At 71.1% G+C, this 13,261-nt stretch carries 11 protein-coding genes; 2 read left to right on the top strand and 9 right to left on the bottom strand.

What is annotated here, in order from left to right; translation table 11 throughout:
• Positions 1-99: 99 nt before the first annotated feature.
• From EF387_RS48345 to EF387_RS15305, 6 genes are all read right to left on the bottom strand, one after another.
• Positions 100-2,232 carry a serine/threonine-protein kinase gene (locus EF387_RS48345; protein ID WP_238431530.1) on the bottom strand — a complete coding sequence of 711 codons (2,133 nt, stop codon included), beginning with the start codon at positions 2,230-2,232 and terminating at the stop codon, positions 100-102.
• Positions 2,233-2,247: 15 nt separating this feature from the next.
• A complete protein-coding gene (locus EF387_RS15285) occupies positions 2,248-3,846 on the bottom strand; it encodes a PASTA domain-containing protein (RefSeq protein ID WP_238431531.1) in 1,599 nt (532 codons plus the stop codon).
• A 293-nt stretch (positions 3,847-4,139) separates the two neighbouring features.
• Positions 4,140-5,090, bottom strand: a complete 951-nt coding sequence (locus tag EF387_RS15290) for a cytochrome c oxidase assembly protein (RefSeq protein WP_128377099.1) — start codon at positions 5,088-5,090, stop codon at positions 4,140-4,142.
• A gap of 110 nt (positions 5,091-5,200) precedes the next feature.
• A complete protein-coding gene (locus EF387_RS15295; RefSeq protein ID WP_128377100.1) occupies positions 5,201-6,226 on the bottom strand; it encodes a 6-phosphofructokinase in 1,026 nt (341 codons plus the stop codon).
• 285 nt (positions 6,227-6,511) lie between these two features.
• Positions 6,512-7,240 (bottom strand): type 1 glutamine amidotransferase, encoded by a 729-nt coding sequence (locus EF387_RS15300; RefSeq protein WP_128377101.1) that lies wholly within the window; start codon positions 7,238-7,240, stop codon positions 6,512-6,514.
• 69 nt (positions 7,241-7,309) lie between these two features.
• A complete protein-coding gene (locus EF387_RS15305) occupies positions 7,310-8,548 on the bottom strand; it encodes a MurT ligase domain-containing protein (RefSeq protein ID WP_128377102.1) in 1,239 nt (412 codons plus the stop codon).
• 166 nt (positions 8,549-8,714) lie between these two features.
• Between EF387_RS15305 and def the strand changes: the two genes are divergently transcribed.
• Positions 8,715-9,278: a peptide deformylase gene (gene def / locus EF387_RS15310; RefSeq protein ID WP_128377103.1), complete on the top strand. Its 564-nt coding sequence runs from the start codon at positions 8,715-8,717 to the stop codon at positions 9,276-9,278.
• Between the two features lie 122 nt (positions 9,279-9,400).
• Here the strand turns inward: def and EF387_RS15315 are convergent, their stop codons facing one another.
• Positions 9,401-10,042, bottom strand: coding sequence for a TetR/AcrR family transcriptional regulator (locus EF387_RS15315; protein ID WP_128377104.1), 642 nt, complete (start codon positions 10,040-10,042; stop codon positions 9,401-9,403).
• A 171-nt stretch (positions 10,043-10,213) separates the two neighbouring features.
• Between EF387_RS15315 and EF387_RS15320 the strand changes: the two genes are divergently transcribed.
• Entirely contained in the window at positions 10,214-11,440 is a 1,227-nt protein-coding gene (locus EF387_RS15320) for an acyl-CoA dehydrogenase family protein (protein WP_128377105.1), read from the top strand.
• A 94-nt stretch (positions 11,441-11,534) separates the two neighbouring features.
• On the opposite strand, the gene EF387_RS15325 is transcribed toward EF387_RS15320, so the two are convergent.
• Complete coding sequence (locus EF387_RS15325) at positions 11,535-11,771, bottom strand: DUF6213 family protein (RefSeq protein ID WP_128377106.1); 237 nt, start codon at positions 11,769-11,771, stop codon at positions 11,535-11,537.
• 58 nt (positions 11,772-11,829) lie between these two features.
• Complete coding sequence (locus EF387_RS15330) at positions 11,830-13,224, bottom strand: NADP-dependent succinic semialdehyde dehydrogenase (protein ID WP_128377107.1); 1,395 nt, start codon at positions 13,222-13,224, stop codon at positions 11,830-11,832.
• Positions 13,225-13,261: the final 37 nt, after the last annotated feature.

Raw genomic sequence — 13,261 nt, forward strand, 5'->3', positions numbered from 1 at the left:
CGGCAGGGCGCACTCCGCCAGAGGCCGCCCAGGACAGAGGGGAGTTTCACGACCCGTCGGTGCTTACGGCTCGGTGCTTACGGCTCGGCGCTTCCGGGCTCAGGGCTCGTCCTTGTCCATGGCCGCCCCGTCCTGCCGCTTGACGGTGCACACCACGAAGTGCGGGCCGGCCTCCCAGTAGCCGCTGAGCCAGAACGCGCTCTCGTAGGAGTTCGGGTCATAGCCGTACTGGCTCGGTGGCACGTCCCGTTCGCAGGCGTCCAGGGAGGTGCGCCGGGCCTGGTCAGGGCTGGTGCCCGGGCTCAGCCGGATGAAATTCAGCACCCGCTGGTCGTGCCGGCCCTCGCAGGAGACCAGCAGCGCCGAGCGGGCCGAACGCCGGTCGAGGCAGTCCTGCTTCTGCATGTTGGCCGTGTCGTCGAACGCCATGCCCGGCTCGCGGTGCTCCCCGAGCGGACCGAACACGGGCCCGTGTGCGCCGAGCAGCAGACAGGGCGTGCGCCGTCCCGCCGCCTCGAAGCCGTCCTCGGTCGGCAGCAGGGCGTAGCCGCGTACGTCGGCGAGCATTCTGCGGACCTCCTCGGTCCGCTCCTCGCACTGCGCGGGCGCCTGTGTGCGTGCCTGCTCGGCCGACGCGGACTCGACCACGGCCATCACCTGGCCGTCCGGCGACCTGTCCCTGCAGGTGGGGTCGACCGTGAGCTTCGGGGTGCCCCGGAACGGTCTCTCCGGCCAGTCCGCGATCACGCAGTCCCCGTTCTTGAGCGGCTCCGCCAGCCCGACCGCGCTCCCGTACGGCAGCCCCGAATCGTCCTGCACGCGGTTGGCCATGGCGTACCAGACTCCGCCGAGGGCGAGCAGCGTGCCCAGGAACCCGCCCAGCAGGGCGTGCAGGACCCGGGGCCGCTGCCGACGCCGTGAGCCGGGGGAGGAGGAGTGGACCGGGCCCTGCGGGGAGCCTCCCGGCCCGTACGGATCTCCGTCGCCGGGCCAGGCGCCCGGACCGCGCCCGGTCGCATGGCCCTCACCGGGCCGGGCCGCCGGACCGCCGTGGTGCCCGGCGGCCGTGCCCCACCGGGCCTCGTCCGGACCCGAACCTCCGGACGCGCGGTCGCCCTGCCCGGGAGGCACCGGCTCCCCGCCCGGTGCGCCGTTCCCGAGCGGTCGGACGGGGGCCCCGTGCGCGGTCGCGGTCGGTGGCTGCGTCTGAGGGTGCCCGGGTGACTGCGGGCCGGGCCAGGGGCGTGGGAAGCCGTGCTCGGACGGTGCGCTTCCGTATCCGTGACCGGGCTGCCCTGCCGGGGGATTCCCGCTCGCCCACGGCGGCTCCGAGCCGATGTCCACCTGCGTGCGCGGATGCGTCTGCGGGGTGATGATCTGCGCGAGCGCCGCGGCGGTCTCCGCCGCCGAGATCCGCCGCACCGGATCCTTGGTGAGCATGGCCTGGAGCAGCGGCTCCAGCGCGCCCGCCCGCAGCATCGGCCGTGGCTCGTCGAGGACCACCGCGGTGACCCCCGCCAGATCGGAGTCGCGCTCGAAGGCGCCGATGCCTTCGACGGCGAAGTAGAGCGTGCAGCCCAGCGAGAACAGGTCGGCGGCGGGGGTCGGCGGCCCGCCGGTGGCCCGCTCCGGTGCGAGATATCCGGCTGTGCCCACCAGAACCGACTGCAGGGTGTAGCGGGTCTCTCCGGCGTCCGGCTGTACGGAGATGCCGTAGTCGGTCAGCAGCACCCGTGCGTACGGGGCGCCCGTGCGGTCGGGCGCCAGCAGGATGTTGGCCGGTTTGACGTCCCGGTGCATGATGCCGCGGTCATGGCCGGCGGTCAGCGCGTCCAGCACCGCGAGACCGATCCGGGCGGCCTCGGCGGGTGCCAGCGGGCCGCGCCGGGCGACCAGGTCGCGCAGGTCGAGCGCTCCGGACACGTACTCCATCACGATCCACGGCAGCCCCTCGTGTTCCAGCACGTCGTGCACGGTCACCACGTGCGGATGGCCGCGTAATCCCGCCGCGTGCCGGGCCTCGGCGCGCGCCCGGGCGACCCGTGCCGAGCGCTCCTCCCCGGCTTCGGCAGGGTTGCGGAACACGATCTCCTTCAGCGCCACCTCGCAGACCAGGCGCTGGTCGTGGGCGAGCCACACATGGCCCATGCCGCCGCTGCCGAGGCGGTTCAGCAGCAGATAACGGCCGCCGATGACCCGGCCCACTCCCGAGTGCGGTGCTCCCGCTGCCATCCGGACCTCCCGATCTCAGGCCGTGCTCGTGCTGGGCGCACCGCTGGTGACGGTGGCGCTGCTGCTGGGCCGCGCGCTGACGACGGGCGGGTCACCGACCGCCGTGGGGACGGCACCCGAGGGCTCGGACCCCGCGCTGCCGGTGGGCGTGCCCGTGCCCCCTCCGGCGGCCGAGGTTCCGCCGCCGCCCGTGGGCGCTCCGCCGCCCCCGGCGGAGGTGCCGCCGCCATCGGTGGGTGTGCCACCGCCGCCTGCCGAAGTGCCGCCCCCACTGCCGCCGTCCGGGGGCGTGCTCCCGCCGCCGGCGGAGGTGCCGCCCCCGGCCGAGGAGCCGCCCCCGCTCGCGACCCCTCCGTCCGTGGTGGTCCCTCCGTCCGTGGCGGTTCCCCCGCCCGCAGCCGCCCCTCCGTCCGTGGCGGTCCCTCCGTCGGTCGATGAGCCGCCGTCCGTTGATGAGCCCCCGGCTGCCGACGACGAGCTCCCGCCGGTGGGCGAACCGGAGCCGCCGCCCGATGCCGACGGTGATGCGCCACCGCTCGACCCCGACTCCGAGGGCGAGCCGGAGGGCCCGGCGGACGGCGAGCCGCCTCCGCTCGGCGAGCCGCCTCCGCCCGGTGAGCCGCCGCCGGACGGGCTCTCGTCCGGCGTACCGCTGGAGGACGACGAGCCGCCGCCCGTCGGCTCGTCCGTCCCACCGCTTCCGCCGCCGTCCCCACCGGACGACGAGTCCCCGCCCTCGGACGGAGTGGTGCCCCGGCTCCCGGAGTCCACCGAGAGGGTCACGTAGTCACCCCACCGCAGTCCGGCCCCGGCCGGAGGCTGTGAGCCGGTGACCGCCGCGTCGTCCGGCGGTGGTGCGTCCCCGGCGTAGGCGATCGCCAGACCCTGGTCCATGAGCCGTCGGCTCGCGGTGGCGTACGTCATCCCGCTCACGCCGGGAACCCGCAGCTCCGCCTGGGCGTCGAAAGTGCGGTCGTCGCGCCCGTCGGTGCCGACGGGGCGGTCGAGGCCGCGGCCGGGATCCTCCACGTCGACGAGCGCCAGCCGCTCCAGCCTGCGGGTCGCGGGCTGAACGGCCACCACGGACCGCTCGTCATAGCCCCGCCAAGGAGTGTTGCCGTCCTCGAACGTCACCGAGATCTTCCGGGTGTCACCGTCGAAAGCACGCAGCGGATTTCCGCATGAACACTTCACTGCAGGAAGTCCCTGGTCGTCCACCAGAACCGCGATTCCCGCCTCCAGCAGGGCGTTGTAAGCGACGGCCCTGCCTTTCTCGTAGTCGTGGTTCTTGACGAGAGTGTCGTGACGCAACAGAACAGGAGTGAGGTTGTCGAGGTAGCGCGTGATCCCATCGGGTGAAATTCCGATCACGCGTGCCCATTCCAGCGCCTTTTGCCGGTTCTTCGGGTCGGTGAGGAATTTTTTCAGTCGTTCGATGTCGCAGACCCGCGGTTTACGTGTTCCCCCGTACAGTCCAGGCGTGTTGCCCTGCTGGAGGCTGCCGCGGGGCCGCCGTGACGAGATCTTGGCGTCCTGGCCGAGACCGCTCGTCCGTTCGTCGAAGAAAGGTGCGAGAGACGGCACGCCCGCCGCCACGGCCTTCACCACGATCATTTGGTCGGCTCTGCTGCAGCCGCTGAGGATCAATACGGAAACCAGCAGAACAGCGACCCTACGCAGCGCTGATTTCCCGGCCCTTTGCATGGATGCGCACAATGTCATTACCGCTCCCCCCGGCGGTTCCCCCGTCACCCTGCAGAGCGGAAGCAGGGTGTCGAGCCTCATGCTACTGAATGAGAAAGGCTTTCAGTCAAGGGAGAAAGAACTGGGCATGGGAGAAAGAAGAGGGCACCCTGCGCCGACGGGGGATCCAGCGCGGTAAAGGGGGTTCCCGGGCTGAAAGCAGCTCAGCGGCCGCGTGCGTTCAGCGAGGCGAGATAGGCGTTGTACGCCTCGAGTTCCTTGTCGCCGTCCCGGTCGGCCGCCCGGTCCGTGCGCCTGGCCTGCCGCTGCTCCGAGCGGTACCACTGGAACAGCAGCGCGATGAGGACCAGTACGGACGGGATCTCACTGAACGCCCAGGCGATACCGCCGGCGGCGTTCTGGTCGGCGAGAGCGTCGATGCCGAGCGAGGCGGGCGGATCGCTGTAGGTGCCGACCATCGGCGACGACGCCATCATCAGCGCGATGCCGAAGAACGCGTGGAACGGCATACCGGCGAACAGCAGCAGCATGCGCATCAGATGGCCGGGGCGGTGCGGCCCCGGGTCGATTCCCATGATCGGCCAGAAGAAGACCATGCCGACGGCGAGGAAGTGCACCATCATCGCGATGTGCCCGGTCTTGGACCCCATCAGGGAGTCGAAGAGCGGGGTGAAGTACAGCGCGTACAGGCTCGCGATGAACATCGGGATCGTGAACGCGGGATGCGTGATGATCCGCATGTAGCGGCTGTGCAGCAGCATCAGCAGCAGCTCACGCGGCCCCTTGCGGTTCCCTCCGGCGGTCGGCAGGGCGCGCAGCGCCAGCGTGATCGGCGCACCGAGCAGGATCAGGATCGGCGACAGCATGCTGATCACCATGTGCTGCACCATGTGCACGCTGAACATGACCATGCCGTAGTCGTTGAGTCCGGTGCACATGACCAGCAGCACGCTCAGCACACCCGCGGTGAACGAGACGGTGCGCCCCACCGGCCACTTGTCCCCGCGCCGCGTCAGCCGCGCCACGCCCCATGCGTAGAGCCCCAGCCCCACCAGGCAGGCGATGAGGAAGAACGGGTCCGCCGACCATTCGAGACCTCGGCCCAGGGTGAAGGGAGGCAGTTCGGTGGTCGTGCCGTGCCCGCTGTGATCCATCGGCAGGCTCCTGATTCGTGGGGGTTGAGCGCTGTCTGTCCGCACCAAGAGTAGAACCGCCCCCGGCCGCGGCTGCGACCGGGGGCGGCCCGAAGCCCCTGGGATACCTGCTACAGGACGCACTCCGCCTCGGCGTACCGCTCCTGAGGGACCGTCTTCAGCGTCTCGACGGCCTCGGCGAGCGGCACCATGATGATCTCGGTGCCGCGCAGCGCGGTCATCCGGCCGAACTCTCCCCGGTGCACGGCCTCCACGGCGTGCCAGCCGAAGCGGGTGGCGAGGACGCGGTCGTACGCGGTCGGGGTGCCGCCGCGCTGGACGTGCCCGAGGATCACCGGACGGGCCTCCTTGCCGAGCCTGGCCTCCAGTTCCAGCGACAGCTGCCGCGCGATGCCCGCGAACCGCTCGTGGCCGTAGACGTCCTTGCCGCCCTCGTCGAACTGCATGGTGCCCGGGCGGGGCTTGGCGCCCTCGGCGGCGACCACGATCGCGAACCGCTTGCCCGCGGAGAAGCGTTGGCCGACCCGAGCGGCCAACTCCTCGATGTCGAAGGGGCGTTCCGGCACCACGATGGCGTGCGCGCCCGCCGCCATGCCGGAGTGCAGGGCGATCCAGCCGGTGTGCCGGCCCATGACCTCCACGATCAGCACGCGCTGGTGGGACTCGGCGGTGGTCTTCAGCCGGTCCAGCGCCTCGGTCGCCACGCCCACGGCGGTGTCGAAACCGAAGGTGACGTCCGTTACGGCGATGTCGTTGTCGATCGTCTTCGGCACGCCGACGATCGGCAGGCCATTGTCCGACAGCAGCCGCGCCGCCTTGAGCGTGCCCTCACCGCCGATCGGGATGATCGCGTCGAGACCGAGTTCCGCGACGTGGCCCCTGGCCCGCGCCACACCGTCCCGAAGGTGCTCGGGCCGGACCCGGGAGGAGCCGAGGATCGTGCCGCCGCGAGCCAGGATGCCGCTCACCGCGTCGAGGTCGAGCTTGAGGTAGTCGCACTCCAGGAGGCCCTTCCAGCCGTCTCGGAAGCCGATGACCTCGTCGCCGTGGTCGACGACGGCGCGGTGCACGACGGACCGGATGACGGCGTTCAGCCCTGGACAGTCGCCGCCGGAGGTGAGGACACCAATGCGCATAGCCCGAGATACCTTCGCAGTGTGGGCCGGGGACCGGACCGCGTTGTCCGGCGGGATCGCCGACACACTACCGGCGGCGGGGGCCGGGGCCGACCCGCGTCCGCCTGCTGGACGCGAGCGTTCACCGGCCCTTCGGGCGGGCTTCACATTCGTGCCGCGCGGCGCCCGCGAGGACCCCTTACGCGTGCTCACGCGCTGCCCGCGAGGATCGCTGGCGCGGGCTACTGTGCTGCCCACGAGAACCTCTTGCGCGGGCTGCCGCGCGGGGCGCCCGCGAGGAACCCGCTACGCGGGCTGCTGCGCCGCCGAGATCCGCTCGTTGCGCAGGGCCTCGTACCAGCGGTCGTCGATGGGCGGCAGCGCGTTGACGTCGAGGGCCAGCTTCAGCAGCAGGTCCGCGATCTGCGGGTTGCGGGCGAGTACGGGACCGTGCATGTAGGTGCCGAAGACCGTGTCGTTGTACGCGCCCTCCGTGCCGTCGCCGGTTCCGTTGCCCTTGCCCAGACGGACCTGGGCGAACGGGCGGGCGGTCGGGCCGAGGTGGGTGATGCCCTGGTGGTTCTCGAAGCCGGTCAACTGGGGCAGTCCAAGGCGCGCGTCGATGTCCGCGAGGACGTCACCGACACAGCGCTCGCCCTCGCCGCGCGTCGTCGTCACGTCCAGCAGACCGAGACCGGGCTCGCGCTGGCCGAGGTCGTTGATGAACTCGTGACCGAGGATCTGGTAGCCGGCGCACACCGAGAACACGATGGCGCCGTTCTGCACCGCCTGGTACAGGTGCCCGTCGCGGCGCAGCCGCTCGGCGGCGAGCCGCTGCGGCCGGTCCTCGCCGCCGCCGATGAGGTAGATGTCACCGGAGGTGGGGATGGGCTGGTCGCTGCGCACGTCGAGGCGCGCCACGTCGAGACCGCGCTGCCGGGCCCGGCGCTCCACGACGAGGGCGTTGCCCTGGTCGCCGTAGGTGCTCAGCAGATCCGGGTAGATCCACACGAGACGCAGGCTGTTGTCGGCCATGCTCAATGTCCTTCGTCCTTGGTCAACCGCCCGCCGTGGCGGACTGGGGTCGGGGACCCGGGTTACAGGTCAGTTGCCGACGCGGCGGCGCAGGTCCTGGAACGCGGTGTAGTTCGCGATGACCTCGATCCGGCCGGGCGGCGCCATCTGCACCGCCTGGTCGAGGTTCTCGCAGACCTGGAAGCTCTGGCCCGCGACCTCCAGGCGCACCGCGAGGTCCAGTTTGCGGTCGCCGAGCACGAAGATCGGGTGGCCGCCCAGCCGGGTGTAGTCGACGTCCCACAGCCAGGAGGTGTCGGTGCCGTCGGCGCCGCGCGCGTTCACGGACAGGATCACCGGGGTCGGCGGCGGGTCGATCAGCGAGAACGTCTCCAGCCAGCCGGCGGGGTTCTTGGCGAGCAGCAGCCGCAGATCGCGGTTCATGAACTGCACCACGTCGTAGCGGCCTGCCACCGCCTGCACCTGGTACATCCGTTCCAGGGCGACCTGCGGTGGCACACCGAAGACGGCGGCGACGGCGGCCGAGGACGCGGCGTTGGCCTTGTTGGCGCGTCCCGGCAGCTGGAGGTGGATCGGCCAGGCCGAGCCGTGCGGGTCCAGCACGTGGTCACCGGAGAGGGCCCAGCTGGGGGTCGGGCGGCGGAAGCCGCACTCGCCGCAGTACCAGTCGTCGCCGGGCCGCTGCATCACACCGCCGCAGGACGGGCAGGACCAGGCGTCGTCCTTCCACATCTGACCGGCTGCGACCCAGATCACATTGGGGGAGGACGACGCGGCCCACACCACCAGCGGGTCGTCCGCGTTGGCGACCACGACCGCCTTGGAACCCGCCAGCCCCTCGCGCCAGTGCTCGGCCATCATCCGGGTCTCGGCGGCACGGTCGAGCTGGTCGCGGGAGAGGTTGAGCAGGGCGATGCACTTGGGGTCGGTGTCGCGGGCGACACCGGCGAGGTACTTCTCGTCGACCTCGATGACCCCGAACTTGGCGTCCGAGCCGCCGGCCAGCGCGGAGGTGATGCCGGCCGGCATGTTGGCGCCGAGCGCGTTGGAGACCACCGGGCCCGCGGCCCGCAGCGCCTCCGCGATCAGCCGGGTGGTGGTGGTCTTGCCGTTGGTGGCCGAGACCAGGACCACGTCCAGATGCTGGGCGAGCGCCGCCAGCAGGTCGGGGTCGAGTTTGAGCGCCACCCGGCCACCGATCACCGATCCGCTGCCACGGCCCGCGGCGCGCGAGACCGCCGCGGCCGCCTTGCCCGCCGTCACGGCCAGCTTGGCCCGCGGAGACAGCGGCTCCGAGTTGCCTGCCATCAGTTCTCGATCCTCCTTGCGTACGGTGCCTCGCCCTGCTTCCGGCAACGTGTGGGCCTCAGCCTATCGAGATCCATTAACGCACCGAACCGCGGCACCACCACGGGCGCTGCTGACGAGAGGGGGCCGGGCCCCTCTCGACTGGGAGGACCGTACCCTTGCCGCCATGCGAAACCGCTCGATTCCGGGCGCCATGGGGCGCGTTCGGCCGCTGAAGCTGTTCGGGGACCCCGTTTTGCACACATCGTGTGAAGACGTCAAGGAGTTCGGGCCCGCACTCGCCGGGCTGGTCGAGGACCTGTTCGCGACGATGTACGCGGCGCGGGGAGTGGGCCTGGCGGCCAACCAGATCGGCGAACCGCTGCGGGTGTTCGTGTACGACTGCCCGGACGACGAGGACGTCCGTCATCTCGGGCACGTGGTCAATCCGCGCCTCGTGGAGGCGGACGGCATCTCGCTGCGCGGGCCTGAGGGGTGTCTTTCCCTGCCGGGGCTGGAGGCGGGGACGGAGCGGTTCGACCGGGCCGTGGTCGAGGGGTTTTCTTCCGACGGCTCACCGGTGCGGGTGGAAGGCACCGGGTTCTTCGCGCGGTGCCTTCAGCACGAGTGTGATCACCTCGACGGTGGGGTGTACGCGGACCGGGTGAAGGGGTGGCGCAGGCGGCGTCTGCTCAGGGCTGCGGCGAAGGCTTCCTGGGCCGCTGAGAGCACGGCTCGCCGGGGTCGTTGAGAGTTCGGTGGTGCTGCGGTTCCTCGGCTGCGCCGTCCGCACGCGGCTCCGCCGCGTGGCCGCGCACGGCCCCGGACGGTCCGAAGTCGCCCGACTGCCGTACGGGGAGGGGGCCGGGACCGTCAAAAGCCGGGCCCGCCCAGCTTGTCCGCCACGGCGGCGAGCCGGCCCCACAGGAGATCCGCCAGGATGCGGACCAACTCCGCTCGGGAGCAGGGGCGTTCGCCGAGCCACCAGTCGCCGGCCGCGTGCATCATGCCGACGATCCCGTGGCCCCACACGCGCGCCACGCGCTCGCTGTCCGGGCCGAGGTCGACGCGCTCCTCGATGACCTGGGCCAACTCCTCGCCGAGCCGGCGCAGCAGGGGAGCGGAGTGGACGCCGACGTCGAAACCCTGGTCGTTCTGGCCGCCCTCCGCCGGATGCATCAGGAAGCGGTACACCTGGGGACGAGCCTCGATAGCCGCGAGATAGGTGTCGAGAGTGGCCTCCACGCGCTCCCTGCGGTCCGCCGGGGCGTCCAGGGCCGCGCGCAGCGAGGCGAGCAGGGCGTCGGTGTGGCGCTTGGCGAGGGCCGCGTAGAGTCCGCCCTTGTCGCCGAAGTGCCGGTAGAGGATCGGCTTGGTGATGCCCGCCTCGGCCGCGATGGCGTTCATGGAGGCGCCGGGGCCGTCCCGGAGCACCACCCGGTCGGCGGCCTCCAGCAGCTCGCGCCGGCGGCGGTCGGCGGACCGCTGTTGCTCGGTCCGCTGCGTGGTGTCCATGAGTTCTCCCCACCCGTGCTGATTTGTGACGCCTGCGCAACGTAACACCCACTGTCCGAGGAGTATCGAACGGCCTGGGGGTGCGGGTCGGGAGTTGACATTTACTACCGGCCGGTAACACACTCCATGTTACCGCTAGTAACATATGCTGGGCGTGACGCTGGAGGGAATATGGCCGAGTTCACCATGGATCTCAACGACGAACAAAAGGAGGTCAGGGACTGGCTGCACGGCTTCGCCGCCGATGTGATCCGTCCCGCGGCCGCCGAATGGGACGAGCGTGAAGAGACCCCGTGGCCGGTCATCCAGGAGGCCGCGAAGGTCGGCATCTACTCCCTGGACTTCTACGCCCAGCAGTACTTCGACCCCACCGGCCTCGGCATTCCGATGGCGATGGAGGAGCTGTTCTGGGGCGACGCCGGCATCGCCCTGTCGATCGTCGGCACCGGCCTCGCCGCCGTCGGCGTCCTCGCCAACGGCACCGACGAACAGATCGGCACCTGGATACCCCAGATGTACGGCGACGTCGACGACGTCAAGGTCGCGGCCTTCTGCTCCTCCGAGCCCGACGCCGGCTCCGACGTCGCCTCCATGCGCACCCGCGCCGTCTACGACGAGGCCAAGGACGAGTGGGTGATCAACGGCACCAAGACCTGGGCCACCAACGGCGGCATCGCCAACGTCCACGTCGTCGTCGCGGTCGTCGACCCCGAGCTGGGCTCCAAGGGCCACGCCTCCTTCATCGTCCCGCCGAACACCCCGGGTCTGTCCCAGGGCCAGAAGTTCAAGAAGCACGGCATCCGCGCCTCGCACACCGCCGAGGTCGTACTGGACAACGTCCGCGTCCCCGGTTCCTGCCTGCTCGGCGGCAAGGAGAAGCTGGACGAGCGGCTCGCCCGCGCCCGGGAGAAGGCCAGGAAGGGTGGCGAGCGCTTGAAGAACGCCGCGATGGCCACCTTCGAGGCGTCCCGTCCCGCGGTCGGCGCCATGGCCGTGGGCACCGCCCGCGCCGCGTACGAGGAAGCCCTCGAGTACGCGAAGACCCGCGAGCAGTTCGGCCGCCCCATCATCGACAACCAGGGCGTCGCCTTCCAGCTCGCCGACATGCGCACCTCCGTCGACGCGGCCCGGCTGCTGGTGTGGCGCGCATCCTGGATGGCGACCAACGGCAAGCCGTTCACCGCGGCCGAGGGCTCCATGTCCAAGCTCTTCGCCAGCGAGACCGCCAAGAAGGTCACCGCCCAGGCGATCCAGATCCTCGGTGGCAACGGCTACACCCGCGAGTACCCGGTCGAGCGCATGCACCGCGACGCAGCCATCTACACGATCTTCGAAGGCACCAGCGAGATCCAGCGCCTGGTCATCGCCCGCACACTGGCGGGACTGCCGATCCGCTGACGCTACCGGCAGGGCCGTGCGCAGGCCCGCTCGCCGGGTGGTTCCCCCATGACACCCGGCGACACGCCCCGCACCCCTGCTCGGACCCGGCCCCCTACGTGGCGCCCCCGCTGCTGTGGGCGATGCACGCCACGTCGATACGGTCGGCCAGCTTCGCCAGTTCGATGGTCAGGGCGGCCACCGTGTCCTCGTCGAGGCCGTCCTCGCCGGCCTCGACCAGCCGCACCCACCGGGTGCCGACCGTACGCAGCAGCTTGCTCACGTCGGCGGCGGCCACCTGCAACGTGCCGCGGTCGTCGACGATCAGAGGGAGTGTCACTTCGCGGTTCACAGTCGGGATCGTAGCCCTCGCGGAGCGTCAGCGAGCGGACGTGGCGCTCGCGGGAGGGTCAGGCCCCGAGCCACACGGTCGTGATGTTGCAGAACTCCCTGATCCCGTGCCCCGCCAGCTCCCGCCCGTATCCCGACCGTTTCACGCCGCCGAACGGGAACGCCGGGTGGGAGGCGGTCATGCCGTTGACGCAGACGCAGCCGGCCTCCAGGTCCCCGGCGAAGCGGTCGATCTCCGCCTCGTCGCGGGTCCAGACATTGGAACTCAGCCCGAAGGGTGTGTCGTTGGCGAGCGCCACCGCCTCGTCGAGATCCGCCACCCGGTACAGCGTGGCCACCGGACCGAACGCCTCCTCGTGGTGGATCCGCATGTCGGGGGTGACGTCGGTGAGCACCGTGGGCGCGTAGTAGTAGCCGTGCTCCGGGCCGTCCGCCGGGCGCTCGCCGCCGCACAGCACGGTCGCGCCGTGCTCCACCGCGTCGTCGACCAGCGCCTCCAGGTCGTCGCGGCCCTGCTCGCTGGAGAGCGGTCCGACCTCGGTGTCCTCGTGCAGCGGATCACCCACCTTCAGTGCGCTCATCCCCTCCACGAACCGCCGGGTGAACTCGTCGTACACGTCCTCGTGCACGATGAACCGCTTGGCGGCGATGCAGGACTGGCCGGTGTTCTGCGTCCGGGCGGTCACCGCGATCTTCGCGGCACGCTCGATGTCGGCCGACGGCATCACCACATAGGGGTCGCTGCCACCGAGCTCCAGCACGGTCTTCTTCACCTCGTCCCCGGCCGTCGAGGCGACCGCGCGCCCGGCCGGTTCACTGCCGGTGAGCGTCGCGGCCCTCACCCGGCCGTCCCGCAGGACCTTCTCCACGTCCCGCGAGCCGATGAGCAGCGTCTGGAAGCAGCCCTCGGGGAAACCGGCACGGTGGAAGAGGTCCTCCAGGTACAGGGCGGTCTGCGGCACGTTCGAGGCGTGCTTGAGCAGGCCGACGTTGCCCGCCATCAGCGCGGGCGCGGCGAACCGGACCACCTGCCAGAGCGGGAAGTTCCACGGCATCACCGCGAGCACCGGGCCGAGCGGCCGGTAGCGGACCAGGACGCGGGACGCGCCGGAGTCCTTGACGTCGGTGTCGGCGGGCTGCTCGTCGGCGAGGAGTTCCTCGGCGTGGTCGGCGTACCAGCGCATCGCCTTCGCCGACTTCGCGGCCTCGGCACGGGCCTGCTTGACGGGTTTGCCCATCTCCGTGGTCATGATCCGGGCGATGTCCTGCTGGTCCTCGTCCAGCAGCTCCGCGGCCCGGTGCAGCAGCCGGGCGCGCTCGCCGAACGTGGTCGTCCGGTACGTACGGAAGGTGGTCTCGGCGGTCGCGAGCCTGCGCTCGAGCTCCTCGGCGCCCATGGCGTCGTACGTCTTGAGCGTCTCGCCGTTCGCCGGATTGACGGTCGCGATGGGCATGGCTGGCCTCCTGAGGCAGGCTGTGTTCCGACCCTCC

Source organism: Streptomyces cavernae (assembly GCF_004023625.1).
Taxonomy (GTDB): domain Bacteria; phylum Actinomycetota; class Actinomycetes; order Streptomycetales; family Streptomycetaceae; genus Streptomyces; species Streptomyces cavernae.